Origin of the sequence: Nitrospira sp., assembly GCA_030692565.1 — a bacterium.
Taxonomy (GTDB): domain Bacteria; phylum Nitrospirota; class Nitrospiria; order Nitrospirales; family Nitrospiraceae; genus Nitrospira_D.
This window is the reverse complement of record JAUYAO010000058.1, coordinates 250,480-263,546: the sequence shown is the minus strand read 5'-3', so window position 1 is coordinate 263,546 and position 13,067 is coordinate 250,480. Positions and strand designations below refer to the sequence as shown.

Annotated in this window: 12 protein-coding genes; 7 read left to right on the top strand and 5 right to left on the bottom strand. The window is 58.5% G+C overall.

Features of this window, described 5'->3' with window-relative positions:
* Nucleotides 1–12: 12 nt before the first annotated feature.
* The 3 genes from ccsB to Q8N04_17970 all read left to right on the top strand — a co-directional run bounded on the left by ccsB (nucleotide 13) and on the right by Q8N04_17970 (nucleotide 2,518).
* Nucleotides 13–924 carry a c-type cytochrome biogenesis protein CcsB gene (ccsB, locus tag Q8N04_17980; protein MDP3092568.1) on the top strand — a complete coding sequence of 304 codons (912 nt, stop codon included), beginning with the start codon at nucleotides 13–15 and terminating at the stop codon, nucleotides 922–924.
* Between the two features lie 216 nt (nucleotides 925–1,140).
* The gene (locus Q8N04_17975) at nucleotides 1,141–2,127 is read left to right on the top strand and encodes a hypothetical protein (GenBank protein MDP3092567.1); all 987 of its coding nucleotides are present in this window, start codon (nucleotides 1,141–1,143) and stop codon (nucleotides 2,125–2,127) included.
* A gap of 46 nt (nucleotides 2,128–2,173) precedes the next feature.
* Nucleotides 2,174–2,518, top strand: coding sequence for a hypothetical protein (locus tag Q8N04_17970; protein MDP3092566.1), 345 nt, complete (start codon nucleotides 2,174–2,176; stop codon nucleotides 2,516–2,518).
* 146 nt (nucleotides 2,519–2,664) lie between these two features.
* Here the strand turns inward: Q8N04_17970 and Q8N04_17965 are convergent, their stop codons facing one another.
* The 5 genes from Q8N04_17965 to Q8N04_17945 all read right to left on the bottom strand — a co-directional run bounded on the left by Q8N04_17965 (nucleotide 2,665) and on the right by Q8N04_17945 (nucleotide 7,586).
* Nucleotides 2,665–4,221, bottom strand: coding sequence for a ferredoxin--nitrite reductase (locus Q8N04_17965; protein ID MDP3092565.1), 1,557 nt, complete (start codon nucleotides 4,219–4,221; stop codon nucleotides 2,665–2,667).
* Between the two features lie 24 nt (nucleotides 4,222–4,245).
* Complete coding sequence (locus Q8N04_17960) at nucleotides 4,246–4,680, bottom strand: response regulator (GenBank protein MDP3092564.1); 435 nt, start codon at nucleotides 4,678–4,680, stop codon at nucleotides 4,246–4,248.
* Between the two features lie 161 nt (nucleotides 4,681–4,841).
* Nucleotides 4,842–6,086: a nitrate/nitrite transporter gene (locus Q8N04_17955; protein MDP3092563.1), complete on the bottom strand. Its 1,245-nt coding sequence runs from the start codon at nucleotides 6,084–6,086 to the stop codon at nucleotides 4,842–4,844.
* A 22-nt stretch (nucleotides 6,087–6,108) separates the two neighbouring features.
* Nucleotides 6,109–6,426 carry a P-II family nitrogen regulator gene (locus Q8N04_17950; protein ID MDP3092562.1) on the bottom strand — a complete coding sequence of 106 codons (318 nt, stop codon included), beginning with the start codon at nucleotides 6,424–6,426 and terminating at the stop codon, nucleotides 6,109–6,111.
* Nucleotides 6,427–6,449: 23 nt separating this feature from the next.
* A complete protein-coding gene (locus tag Q8N04_17945) occupies nucleotides 6,450–7,586 on the bottom strand; it encodes a molybdopterin-dependent oxidoreductase (protein ID MDP3092561.1) in 1,137 nt (378 codons plus the stop codon).
* Between the two features lie 820 nt (nucleotides 7,587–8,406).
* Between Q8N04_17945 and Q8N04_17940 the strand changes: the two genes are divergently transcribed.
* The 4 genes from Q8N04_17940 to Q8N04_17925 all read left to right on the top strand — a co-directional run bounded on the left by Q8N04_17940 (nucleotide 8,407) and on the right by Q8N04_17925 (nucleotide 13,009).
* The gene (locus Q8N04_17940) at nucleotides 8,407–8,865 is read left to right on the top strand and encodes a hypothetical protein (protein MDP3092560.1); all 459 of its coding nucleotides are present in this window, start codon (nucleotides 8,407–8,409) and stop codon (nucleotides 8,863–8,865) included.
* Nucleotides 8,866–9,481: 616 nt separating this feature from the next.
* Complete coding sequence (locus Q8N04_17935) at nucleotides 9,482–9,931, top strand: transcriptional repressor (protein MDP3092559.1); 450 nt, start codon at nucleotides 9,482–9,484, stop codon at nucleotides 9,929–9,931.
* 172 nt (nucleotides 9,932–10,103) lie between these two features.
* Complete coding sequence (katG, locus tag Q8N04_17930; GenBank protein MDP3092558.1) at nucleotides 10,104–12,308, top strand: catalase/peroxidase HPI; 2,205 nt, start codon at nucleotides 10,104–10,106, stop codon at nucleotides 12,306–12,308.
* 278 nt (nucleotides 12,309–12,586) lie between these two features.
* The gene (locus Q8N04_17925; protein MDP3092557.1) at nucleotides 12,587–13,009 is read left to right on the top strand and encodes a rubrerythrin family protein; all 423 of its coding nucleotides are present in this window, start codon (nucleotides 12,587–12,589) and stop codon (nucleotides 13,007–13,009) included.
* Nucleotides 13,010–13,067: the final 58 nt, after the last annotated feature.

The following is a 13,067-nucleotide window of genomic DNA, read 5'->3' as shown; positions in this document are numbered from 1 at the left end:
GATATCACCATCATGATGCGATCTTTATTTCTGTTCGATATGACCTTTTGGCTGTATCTGGCCTCTTTTGCCCTCTACGTGGCCTATGTCCTCATCAGACGCCCCACGAGCCAATTCGCCGCTGCCGGACCGTCGTTCGAATCGGGTATTGCCGATGTTGGATGGGCGGGTCAGATCGGCCAGGTCGCCACAGTCGTGACGGCTATCGGATGGCTGGTGAATACGCTGGCCCTTGTGGCCCGGGCGCAGGAACGACTGCAACTCTCCGGCACCTTCGCGCCCTGGTCCAATCAATTTGAAGCGATGGCCTATGTGTCATGGGCCATCATTCTTGGCTACATGCTCCTTGAATTCGCGTATCAGCTTAAAGCGATCGGCGCGTTTGTCGTCGGCATCGGATTTATCGCCATGGGCGCCGCTTCATTGTTGCCATATCGGTATCAGACGGCTGAACCGCTGGTGCCGGCGCTGAACAGTTACTGGATCTACATCCATGTGTCTGTCACGCTCAGCAGCTACGCCGCTTTTGCCGCGGCCGGTGGTCTTGGTGTGATGTATTTGGTGCGGGAGCGGGCGGAGCGGCGAGGAGCTCAATCCAGAATTGTCGCGATCTTGCCAGATTTGGAGACGATTGATGAGCTCGGCTACAAGGCGATTACGGTAGGATTTCCTCTCTTGGCTTTCGGAATCATTCTCGGCGCTATGTGGGCCAATTATGCCTGGGGCGGTTATTGGAGCTGGGACCCCAAGGAAACCTGGTCGCTCATTGTCTGGCTGATTTACGGGGCATACATTCATGCCAGAATGAATCGGGGCTGGGAGGGGAGAAGAGCCGCGCTCTATGCAATTTTCGGGGTGTTGATGGTGGTGTTTTGTTTTTGGGGCGTAAATTTTCTGTTGTCTGGTCTCCATGCGTATGCGTGAACGGCCGAGTCAGGCGATATCCGATATCCCAGGCAAGCCGAGTTATCGTACGGGACCCATCGGGTCATTTTTGCTAGTTTTCATGCCCTGGGTTATTTCAAAGTGGTGGTTGGACTCCTTGGTGAGGGCAGCAAGGATCTGTGGCGCGGGGATAGCTCCTCGCTTTTGTGGCGTTTCGCATGGTAGCTTTTTCGCAGTCATATGGAGTGGACTATCGTGAGCGCGTTTCGAAACCTGACGACTGTTTACTGTCTCCTGGTAGGGCTTTCGGGCTGTGCCACGCTTGCATCGAACAACGCTATTGTCTACCAGGATGCTAAGCTCGCTGTCAGCATAGCGCCGGATCCGACCGTCGATACTTCTACATTTTCCACATTGCATGACCATCCTGCTCAAATCAAACCGGACCATGTCGTGCGTATTCTCAGCCAAATCGGGGTCGAGCGTTCGCGCGGCTTACTTGTATCGATGGTGTTGGGCCCTCAGCATGAGCCTGCCTTTTCTCGGGATGAAGTAGCCGTACTGGCCCCCCATATTTCTACCGCACTGTCGCGGGCCTCGTCGGAAGACCGAGTATTGCTGGCTGTATCGCGGGCAGTAAGTGCGAAGAACCCTGAAACCTTAGAGTGGGCGATATGGGTTCAGGGTGGAAATTTGCATATGTGGCTTACGCGTCACGAGCTTGTCATGGATCATCAGCGGTCTGAATTGACGGCGGCCCTTCAGGGAGGAGCGAGTCGAGGACCTGGCGTGTCTCGCGATTTGCCTGGAGATTTAAACGTAGTGTTTTCTTATCCAGAATACGTCATTGCCATGGAGCCAACAGTGGCCACCCAATTGTTTGGGAACCCTCATGCCCATGTCGTGATCGATTACCGCCGATTTCTTTCTGATGCACGCCGAGGCGGAGCGGAGTTGAATCCGTCCACTCGTAACCAAGACTCGTCAGGGACCGCCATGGCTTCTAGCGCAGCTCTCTCTGCCACTCCTGCCCCAACTGCACCTCCAGTGGATGTCCAGGCGGCGAGTGAGCGCGTGAAAATATTGGAGGCTCAAGTCAACGATCTGCTGGGGGTGGTCAAACAACTCACGAAGGAACTGGCCGAGTCCAACAGGGCGCTCACCGCGCGTGACGAAGAGATCCGCACGCTGAAGGGGCAGGTGAAGCCATCCGACCGGCAGCGCAAATCCTCGTCTCCGTAACAGCCGACCGCCGCATTCTACTCATCCTCAACGTCGTGACAGAGCGATGCCCAATATCTTTTTCATCGTCCGGGTTACCCTTACGGTGCTTGTGCCAGGGGTGTTAATGCTGGCGTCTTGTGCCCAGGAATTCGAGGAATACCTCCAAGTCACGCTCGATCAGGCGACGCAAAATGACATTGCGGAGCGGGTGGGTCCGCCTGTGACGGAACGAACAGATGCAAACGGAAACACGGTATGGATTTATGAATATCGGGTGAACCGTCCGATCCCGGTCTGCCGGGATATTCCTGCCAGTGATTGTGTGCGTGGCAAGCAGGAATGTACCGCCTATCATCTGACATTCAATAGGGAAAAGATCCTGCGCAGTTGGACGACACACCTCTGCTAAAAACTGGCGTACTCAGCCCGTAACCTCTACGGTTTTCAGGATTGCAGGCTCCATCGATGCAGCCTTATCACAGGACAAGCATCGTCCGAGATGAACGACTAAGCCGATGACAGTCCCAACGGTGAAAGCGTTGGATTGGAGTACGACTATGACCGAAGCCTGGCGTTGGACTCGTTGGCGGATTTCCTCGGCTCGCTTCCCCTCGCCCGATGCATCTTCTCTCGAGTGTGATAGAGGACAAGTCCTTCCAAGACGCGAGGAAGTTGATCGCAAGGGACGTCTTCCATGATCTTGACGGCCAGTTTGGGGTGAGGCCCGGAGCAGCCGCCCACATAGAGATCCACCGCATCCACGACTTGTCCGTCGATCTTCGCCTTCTTTCCGAGCAGTCCCACGTCGGCGACCAGGTGATTGCCGCAGCCGGCCGGGCAGCCGGACCAGTGCATCGAGATCGGCTTGATCCGATCCCCCACGGCGGCTTCCAACGCCCGCGCTGTGTCAATCGCCCGACGCTTCGTTTCGATCACAGCCAAGTTGCAATAATCATTGCCGACACAACTGACGAGTCCCTTGTAGAGGGGTGACGGATTGTAGGCAAATTGCGCGATCAGCGGCTCTTCCGCGAGGGCTCCCACTTTCCGATCGGCCACATTGGGAATGATGAGCGCCTGTGAAGGAGCGAGCCGCATCTCCCCTGTGCCGTACCGCTCGGCGAGCGCAGCGATGTTCCGAAGATCGTCCGCGGTAATCCGACCGACGGTCAGCTTGAGCCCTACATAGTTGAAGCCACCTTGCTTTTGTCGGTAGATCCCCACGTGATCTGTCTTGGCGGTTCGGCGGGCGTCGACGCCCGCGGCCTTCAGCGATCGCCCGAGGCGGCCTTCAATCTCCCGGCGAAAGCGAGGTTCGCCCCAGTCATCCAAAAGGAAGGCCAGCCGCGTCGCGTTCCGGCTCTCGCGTGGTCCGAAATCGCGATACAGTTGGATGACTGTGCGACAGACGTCCAGAACCTCGTCCGGCGTCACGAAGATATCGAGGGGGTCGGCGATTCGGTAGCCTCCCGAGCCCAGCTTGCCTCCGGCGAGGACATTGAAGCCCCAGACTTTATCCTGATCGCGCTCCTGATAGGCCGGAACAAGCGCCAAATCCTGTGTCTCCAAGTGAAGGCAATTATCCGGACACCCCGTGATGGCGATGTTGAATTTTCTGGGGAGGTTCGAGTACGCGCGGTTCTCCAGGATGTCCTGCGTAAGGCTTGTCACGACAGTTGTGGCATCCAGGATTTCGTCAGGGCTCAGCCCAGCCACCGGACAGGTCATGATGTTACGGACCGTATCCATGCCGGTTTGCAACGATGTCAGTCCGACGTCCTTCATTTTTGTAAAGACGGCCGGAACGTCGTTGATCCGGATGTGGCGGAGCTGCAGTTGTTGGCGAGTCGTCAGGTCCAGCAAGCCGTTCCCGAACGTGGAGGCAATCTCGGCCAGTGCGCGCATCTGATACGAGGCGGTTCTGCCGCCAGGAATCCTGACCCGAATCATGAAAAAGCCGGGTGTCGGATTGCGCAGAAAGAGGCCATACCACTTGAGCCGCTGGATATTGTCTTCCGAGATGGCCTCCCATCCGGTCTCGGCGTAGTGCGCGATCATCTCTCTGACATCGAGACCGTCGCGCTCCTGTTTGATCCGCTCAATCTTGTTCATCAGTCGCTCGGGCGAATGGACAAGTCATGTGCGTTCACAGCTCGATCGGGAATCGGATGGGACCGGGTGGTTGACACGATCCTTCTCCAACTGCATCGCGAGCCGCACCATGTCCACCACCGTCTGTGGGGTACACGGTTTCCGGAGGAAGGCGAACGCGCCGCGCTCACGGGCGACCTGCTCCAGCGCCGGACCTGCTCCGGAGACGATGATTACCGGAGTGATGGGGAACCGTTTCCTGCTCGCCGCCAGGAGCTCGGCCCCGTTCATCCTCGGCATCTGATAGTCGGTGACGATCACATCGAAGCGCCGCTTTGCGAGTTGCTCGAGAGCTTGCAATCCGTCGCCTGCTGTGCAGACGGCATAACCGGCGTCGATCAGGGCGTCGGCGAGAGCCATTCGCATGTCTGCGTCGTCATCGACTACCAAAACGCGCAACCCACTCACCGCTTTAGGCATCGGATCGCTCCACGTGACGGAATCAACAGGGGGCACTCTTGCTGGAGGCGAACGGGCCTTGTCGCGAGGCCCGGAAACGCCATGTCATCATCTCCTCACACACACGGCGGCAGGCGTCCGCCATGCGACGACGGCCACCTGCAGGACGATCGTGGTTGCAATCAGCCTCCGAAGACCACTTCCATGCGGACCCGATTCGGGTGGTCTTCGGGGAACTGGTCCACCTGCTGCGCCCACGCCAACGCCCACCGGTGTTGGTGCGCCGTGATAACGAGGAGGCCTCCAAGCGCAAGAAGCGCAAACACGAGAAATCCAGTGCCGTAGGAACCGCTGAGATCTTTCAGAATGCCGAGGATCGAGGGAAGAAAGAACCCTCCGACTCCACCCGCCGCCCCGACGATTCCGGTGACGACGCCGATCTGGTCGGCGAACCGCTGCGGTACCAACTGAAAAATCACGCCGTTTCCCATCCCCAACGCCAGCATCCCGAGAAACAAGAGCCCCACGACCGGATACAGCGATGGCAAGAGGCCGACCAATCCGAATAATACGGCGATGAGTCCGTAAATGACCGCCAAGAGTCTCAGCCCGCCTGCTCGATCGGCGAGGAGCCCTCCGACTGGCCTGATCAGACTTCCGGCGAAGACGCAGAGCCCGGTCAATGTCCCGGCGGCGACGGCGCCGACACCATATTGATCGTGAAAGAACATACCGAGAAAACTTGCCAGACCGACGAACCCACCGAACGTGATGGCGTAGAAACCGCAAAACCACCACAGGGCAGCTTCCCGGAGAACCGTGGCTGCCCGCTGAGGCAAGCGCGGAGGCACTTCTCGAGCCAGGTACGAAAAGGCGATGAGGATCGCCAACACCGGAAGCATGGCGAGCCCGAATACGCCATGCCAACCGATGCCGTCGAGCTGAGCCACGCGCGGCGCCGCCAAGACGGCAATGACCGTCCCGCTGTTACCGGCTCCGGCGATGCCCATGGCGAGCCCCTGATGTTCAGGCGGATACCACCGACTGGCCAGCGGAAGCGCGACGGCAAAGCTCGCCCCTGCGACTCCCAGAAGGAAGCCAATCCCCAACAGTTCGGGAAAGCTCTCCGCGCCCCACCAGCCCCACCCCAACGGAATAAGTACCACCGACAGACTCCATAGACCGGTGCGTTTCGCGCCGAACCGATCCGTCAGGACTCCCACGAGGATCCGCATCGCCGCTCCGCTGAGGAGCGGGATGGCCACCATCAGACCCTTCTGGGATGGGGACAATCTCAAATCCTCGGCGATCAGCACGCCCAACGCACCAAGCAACACCCAAACCATGAAGCTCACATCGAAGTAGAGGAAAGCGGCCAAGAGAGAGCCGGGGTGCCCGCTTCGGATGCCCGCGATCAGTTTTTTCATCGGTGGAGTTCCTCCCTGCAGTTCATAATCCCCGCTGTCCGGTTCGGATCGTATAGACTTCCTGCACGTCCTGGATGAAGATCTTGCCGTCGCCCGGATGGCTGGTATAGGCGCTCTCCTTGATCGTCCGCACTGCCCTGAGATAGTCCTGATCCTCGACCACCAGCATGACCATCGATTTGGCCAATTCAGGATACGTCACCGACCCAACCTGCACGCCACCTTGCCGCCCGCGCCCGGTCACTGGAAACTTGGTCAAGGCGTAGAAGTTCTCTTTCTCCAACGCCGCAATCACATCGTTTTCCTTCTCGGGCCTCAGAATGGCGATGACCCTTTTCATAACAATCTGTCCTCCCGAGGAACTCAGCGTATAACCACATCGCCAGACTCGGCTGCGTTGATGCGGGTGGTGTCAGCAACGTCCATCACGAATATCTTCCCATCTCCAAAGTGACCAGGCCCGCTGCGGTTCGCCCGAATCAAGGCCTGGATCACCGTCTCGACCATCGGCCGCTCGACGACGATCGTGGCAAGCAGTTTCGGGAGAAATCGGATCGTCGGGCGGTTTCCGTTTCGATCTCCATCGCACGGATAACGGAGCCCACGCTGTCGGCTTCGTCCCAATACCGGATGCACGCTGTATGTCAGCACGCCGAGTTCTTCCAGTACACGATAAGTCGGCAAGCGGTTTTCCGGACGGACAATCGCCGTGATTTCACAGAGCTCGCCGCAGCTGGCGCTGTCGTCAGGCGGCGACGACATGAGGGACTCGGCCGGAGTGCCGGCGAAGACGAATCCAGCTTCTGCGCTCGCTAATGTGGAGTCGGGCCGAGTCTGACCGGCAGGCGCAGCGGAAGACTCCGGAGGGAGGTCGCCCGTCTGGCCGGCTGGCGGTTCTATCCCGAACCGCTTTTTCCATGCCGCGCTAAGCTGGCCGGTTCGACTCTGCCCGAGGAGACGCTTGATCCCCACAGGATTGTGACGGTAGGCCTTGATGGCCCCGATCCATTTGACGCTCTTATAGCCCTGCAGAAACGGCACCACCAATCGCAGCGGCCCTCCGTACTCCTCCGGAAGCGGGGCGCCATTCAGCGTGGTGGCCAGCAGAACTCGTGGGTCCCGCGCTTCATCTCGTGAGAGGGCTTCGAAATACATCCCGTCACGGGACATCAGGGCATAGTACCCCTCTGCATGAGTGTCGACCGTGAGGTGATCGAGTACGTCTACCAGCCTGATGCCGCCCCACTCAACGGTTTCAGACCAATTGAAAATCTGGCAGATCAGCGGTGATTGGAACGAGACGTGGGGCAGCTCCGCCAAATCGTTCCAGGTGGTTCGTCGAGGATGCTGATCCAGTCCGCAGATCTCAAGTGTAAGTTCGCGAAGACTCACCGGGGCTGGAGGCGGATACAAGGACAGCACCGGCAGAGGTTCCGCCTCGAAGTTCATCGCCGCGAACCGGTCTGCGAATTTTGGATAGTTGATTCCCTCTCGTTTCATGCCTGGCCCTCACGTCGATGGCGATCAAACGCACCACGTGGTATCGATGCCGATGACATGGCCTGCTCCTGTAACAATCGTGGGCGCAGTCTCGATCCCCCCCGCCAACGCATGAGCCCTTTCACTTCTCCCAAGCCCAGAGCCGCTCCTGATTGGGCGCATGAGCGCCCTGAGGCGGTCTCGGTATGCCACGGCCAGTGCGGTGAAAGCCGCATGCCGTCGAATATCGAATCACGGTCGGCGGTTGAGACCTGTGCCGGTTGAGCGAAATTCGCCGTGTTGCGATGCAGCATTGAGATCCCTCCAAGTCAAAATAAGAAAGGCGCCATAGCATCGACTTCAAGGAGGGGCCTCCTCCTCGAAACCAACACCGGCGCCTTTGCCAGGTTACGGGGCTGACAACCTTGTCCAGCCCCAGGATACGCTGTTGACCGTCAAGCGACCCACACAAGCCGGTCATCATCGATCGGCTGGCGGGGACAAAGAAAACAGAAACTTGTCAAACCCTCATCCTCGAGCTACTCAAAGTACGTAACTTAGGACAACTTCCCGCAGGACAAGTAGCTCGCAATACAGGGTGATCCCACTGGTCGTTAAACAGGCAGCATCCTGTAAATATTCCCGTGAATAATTAATCGACCGTTCAAACAAAGCCTTTACGGCCACAAAGTTCATTAACAATCAAGTACTTATATTTTTAATTGGCATGTCGGAATGAAAATTATATCTAACTATTGACTAAATAGTATCTATTACTATATAAGATTATACATTACTTAGTTATGTGATCAGGCATACTAGATTAGGAAGGAGTGACACAATGACCATTCTGTTGAGCAAGTCGCAAGCTATTCGTCGGACTCTTGCTTTAGCGGCTGTGGTTGGGAGCCTGTCCGGCACTTCTGCTTGGGGACATGACGAGCACGCAACGCAGGAAGCTTCTCTTAGGGGGCACGCGAGTCAGACTCCTGAGCAACATGTCGTCCCTCAAGGGGTACAGCCCCATGGACCGGCTATGGACTTGGACGCCGAGAACGTGACGAGGCGCACCCACCAGCACGGCTCCGCCCAACTTGATTCCTGTCCGCAGGTGACGGATCAGGCGGACCTTGAAGGGCTCAAGGAGTGCGTCACCGTGCTGACCCAACAGATCAGCGATTTGCTCAAGCTGATCATGAATCTCTCGGATGCACTGGCCGAGTCACGTAACGAGTTGATGCTGCGAACCGACCAACCTGGCCGGCAGTCGAGCATGCTGATAAGACCACATCGCTCATGAAATGCGCCCGTGGATCAGTAACGCGGGCGGGTGAACTTAACGGTGGGGGCAAATACCGACGGTCACTTCCGGTGCGGAGGGAGAATATGAACACGATGCAGCATCATGCCAGTCGTGCCAATCAACGGACAAACGGGCCAGGTCGGTTCTTGATGGGTCTCGCGCTCACGACGTTGGTGGTTGCGCCGATGATGGCGCAGGCCGAAACATCGGGAGCTGCTCAGCCGAGCACCTGTCGATCAGGGTGGGCGGAAGATTTGAATCGCTGGCCCTTGCGCACGCAAGACCTCTCAGGGTGCGCTGAGAAAGGGCCGAAGTCGCCCATTGTTGTACGGAGACAGCCCCAAGAATCGTCGATCAACTTGTGGCCGTATGTATTTCAACCGCAAGGAGGTGAACCATTGGAGTTCTTTGCGAACGAAGAGGATTCTGATCGGCCGACGAAATATGTTCGGTCAGAGCCGGACTTGAGGATGTGGCCCTTATGGCCGCAATCGTAACGGCCTGCCTCACGGGGCGTTGCGCCCCGTGAGGCTACCTGGCCAAGCCTATTCACGGGAATAAACCAAGGACGATTCCTGTTTAGGAACTAGTCCTGTGCCAGAGGAAAGGTTCTATGAAATCGGGACAAGATATAAAACCTGAGGCGCTCCACCGACAGCTCCAGGAAAAGGGGATGAAGCTGACCCCTCAGCGATTTGCTATCTACCAGATGCTCACGAGCACGGAAACGCATCCCACAGCCGATGAAATCTACCAAGCCATCAAGCCGACCTTTCCAATGCTGTCTCTCAATACCGTGTACTACACCTTATCGTCGCTGAAAGAGGCAGGCCTCGCATGGGAGGTCCCCGTTGAGCACGGCCCTTCACGATACGATGCCAATATGGAGTACCATCATCACTTAGTCTGTCTAGCATGCGGGAAAATCGATGACTTCTACGACGAGGCGTTAGACCGACTCACGCCATCTGGCGGCATCGTGCAAGGGTATGAAATTCGCTCGCACCGCGTGGAGTTTCATGGGTACTGCGCGTCATGTCGATCCAAGGGGAGGTCAGTCTAGTCGCAAGCCAGCAGGGTAAAGAGGCAGGCGCAGTCGCACCCGCTCATTCGAACTCTCAAGTGGCGGTATCGAAAGGGCCGGTCTCGGCAAAAAGTGCCACGTACGTCGGGGGAATTCGTCTACGCTGAACGGGGAAACAGACGATTAACCGCCAACAATAGCGGGGACCAACATGAAGACTGATACGAACGAAGGTAAGTGCCCGGTTACGCAAGCCACTGTTGGAATGCGTTCGAACCGAGACTGGTGGCCGAACCAGTTGAACCTGAAGATCCTGCTCCAGAACTCATCAAAATCCGATCCGATGGACCGGGATTTCGACTATACAAAGGAATTCCAGAGTCTAGATCTGGGGGCGGTGAAACGGGATATCGCCATCTTATTGACGGAATCGCAGGACTGGTGGCCGGCCGATTTCGGCCACTACGGGCCGCTGATGATCCGCATGGCCTGGCATGCTGCCGGCACCTACCGGATCGGCGACGGCCGCGGTGGCGCCGGCACCGGTCTGCAGCGCTTCGCGCCGCTCAATAGCTGGCCCGACAACGCCAATTTGGACAAGGCGCGCCGACTGCTGTGGCCGATCAAGCGCAAGTACGGGCGCAAGATCTCGTGGGCCGACCTTATGATCCTGGTCGGCAACGTGGCGCTCGAATCGATGGGGTTCAAGACCTTCGGCTTTGCGGGCGGGCGCGTCGATGTCTGGGAGCCCGACGAGTCGGTTTACTGGGGTCCGGAGGGCAAGTGGCTTGATGACAAGCGTTACTCCGGCGACCGGCAACTGCAGAGCCCGCTGGCCGCCGTGCAGATGGGGCTGATCTACGTGAACCCCGAGGGACCGAACGGCAACCCCGATCCAGTCGCGGCGGCGCGCGACATCCGTGAAGCGTTCCGCCGTATGGCGATGAACGACGAAGAGACGGTGGCGCTGATCGCCGGTGGACATACGTTCGGCAAGGCGCACGGGGCCGGACCGGCCTCGCATGTCGGGCCCGAACCCGAGGCGGCTCCGGTCGAAGCGCAAGGACTCGGCTGGTGGAGCACGTACTGCAGCGGCAAAGGCCCGGACACGATCACCGGGGGCCCGGAGGTGACGTGGACGCAGACGCCGACGCGCTGGAGCAATCACTTCTTCGGCAACCTGTTCAAGTACGAATGGGAGCTCACCAAGAGCCCGGCCGGCGCCTACCAATGGGTGGCAAAGGGCGCGCCGGAGACCATTCCCGACGCACATGATCCGAACAAGCAGCACCGGTCGACTATGCTGACCACCGACCTGTCACTGCGCCTCGACCCTGCGTACGAAAAGATCGCGCGCCGCTTCCTGCAGGACCCGCAAGGGTTCGCCAACGCGTTCGCCCGCGCCTGGTTCAAGCTGACGCATCGGGACATGGGGCCGCGCGCGCGCTACCTGGGGCCGGAAGTACCGAAGGAAGAGCTGATCTGGCAAGACCCGATTCCCGCGGTTGATCACAAGCTGATCGACGATCATGACATCGCGGCCCTGAAAGCCAAGATCCTTTCATCCGGGCTGACGGTGACGCAGCTCGTCTACACGGCTTGGTCCGCGGCGTCGACCTTCCGCGGTTCCGATAAACGCGGCGGCGCCAACGGCGCGCGCATTCGCCTGGCGCCGCAAAAAGACTGGGAAGTCAACCAGCCTAAGCAACTAGCTACGGTATTGGCGATGCTGGAAGGGCTCCAGCGCGCTTTCAACGGCACCGCCGCCGGCGGCAAGAAAGTATCGCTCGCCGATCTGATCGTGCTCGGTGGCTGTGCTGCGGTCGAGCAGGCGGCCAGAGACGCCGGCCACGCAGTGTCCGTGCCGTTCGCCCCGGGGCGCATGGACGCAGCGCGGGAACAGACCGATGTCGAGTCCTTCGCCGTGTTGGAGCCGGTCGCCGACGGCTTCCGCAATTACGTCAAGGGCGAGCTCGGCGGGCCCACGGAGGCGCTGCTCGTGGACAAAGCGCAGCTGCTGACGCTGACGCCGCCAGAAATGACGGTGCTGGTCGGCGGCCTCCGCGCGCTCAACGCGAATTACAAACAGTCGAGCCACGGCGTGTTCACGGCGCGCCCCGGCGTACTGACCAACGACTTCTTTGTCAACCTGCTCGACATGGGCACGCAGTGGGCACCGATCAGTGCGGAGGCGGACATGTTCGATGGCCGCGACCGCAAGACAGGGCGCGTGAAATGGACCGCCACACGCGTCGATCTCGTGTTCGGCTCCAACTCCGAGCTGCGCGCGCTGGCGGAGGTCTACGCGTGCGACGACGCCGGCGAGAAGTTCGTGCGCGACTTCGCGGCCGCGTGGAACAAGGTGATGAACCTCGACCGCTTCGACCTCCGTACACATGCTCGTCCAGTATGTTGAGGATAACGTCGCCGTCCAGGAAATGGATTTCTAGCGATTGCGGAGCGCAGAGGAAAAGAAATGCCTTTGCGATCACTTGCCGGGAAACTCAATCGAGACGACGTCCTGCAATGCAGGGTGAGCTATTTTCGGAGTGCGGATGCCGACCAAGGGCGACGGCTGAGTGAGACCGTAGAAGCGTTGCGTTCGGGAAAGGCCTAGGCCGTGAGAGCATAAGAAGTGTCGTGAAGAAGCTGTGTCAGGAGACCCCTTACCACCATTATGAGGAGGAGTGAGCCATGGGAAAGACTTTAAAAGAAACCAAAAGTTTCGAGAATCTGAAAGAAGCCTTTGCAGGGGAGTCGCAAGCCAACCGGCGGTACCTCTACTTCGCGCGGCGCGCTGATATTGAAGGGTTTCCGGATGTGGGCGGACTGTTCCGAGACACTTCCGAGGCGGAAACCGGCCATGCCTTTGGCCATCTTGACTTTCTCAAAGATGTTGGCGATCCGGTAACAGGAGTTCCGATCGGCAATACGGACGCGAACCTTAAATCTGCCATTGAAGGGGAGACTTACGAATATACGCAAATGTACCCTGGTATGGCGAAAACGGCGCGCGAAGAGGGATTTCCTGAACTGGGCGAGTGGTTTGAAACCCTTGCGAAGGCTGAGCGGTCTCATGCTAATCGCTTTACCAAGGGACTCGAGTCGATACGGTAATGGCTGACCGACGGACGGGAATGGCATGACGGATGCCATCCCGTTCGAGTGGAAGGGG

Coding starts and splice junctions, on each gene's coding strand:
- Q8N04_17955 (MDP3092563.1), bottom strand. CDS start 6,086: ATGAAAAAACTGATCGCGGGCATCCGAAGCGGGCACCCCGGCTCTCTC.
- Q8N04_17935 (MDP3092559.1), top strand. CDS start 9,482: ATGAAATCGGGACAAGATATAAAACCTGAGGCGCTCCACCGACAGCTC.
- katG (MDP3092558.1), top strand. CDS start 10,104: ATGAAGACTGATACGAACGAAGGTAAGTGCCCGGTTACGCAAGCCACT.
- Q8N04_17940 (MDP3092560.1), top strand. CDS start 8,407: ATGACCATTCTGTTGAGCAAGTCGCAAGCTATTCGTCGGACTCTTGCT.
- Q8N04_17925 (MDP3092557.1), top strand. CDS start 12,587: ATGGGAAAGACTTTAAAAGAAACCAAAAGTTTCGAGAATCTGAAAGAA.
- Q8N04_17965 (MDP3092565.1), bottom strand. CDS start 4,221: ATGAACAAGATTGAGCGGATCAAACAGGAGCGCGACGGTCTCGATGTC.
- Q8N04_17945 (MDP3092561.1), bottom strand. CDS start 7,586: ATGAAACGAGAGGGAATCAACTATCCAAAATTCGCAGACCGGTTCGCG.
- ccsB (MDP3092568.1), top strand. CDS start 13: ATGATGCGATCTTTATTTCTGTTCGATATGACCTTTTGGCTGTATCTG.
- Q8N04_17970 (MDP3092566.1), top strand. CDS start 2,174: ATGCCCAATATCTTTTTCATCGTCCGGGTTACCCTTACGGTGCTTGTG.
- Q8N04_17960 (MDP3092564.1), bottom strand. CDS start 4,680: ATGCCTAAAGCGGTGAGTGGGTTGCGCGTTTTGGTAGTCGATGACGAC.
- Q8N04_17950 (MDP3092562.1), bottom strand. CDS start 6,426: ATGAAAAGGGTCATCGCCATTCTGAGGCCCGAGAAGGAAAACGATGTG.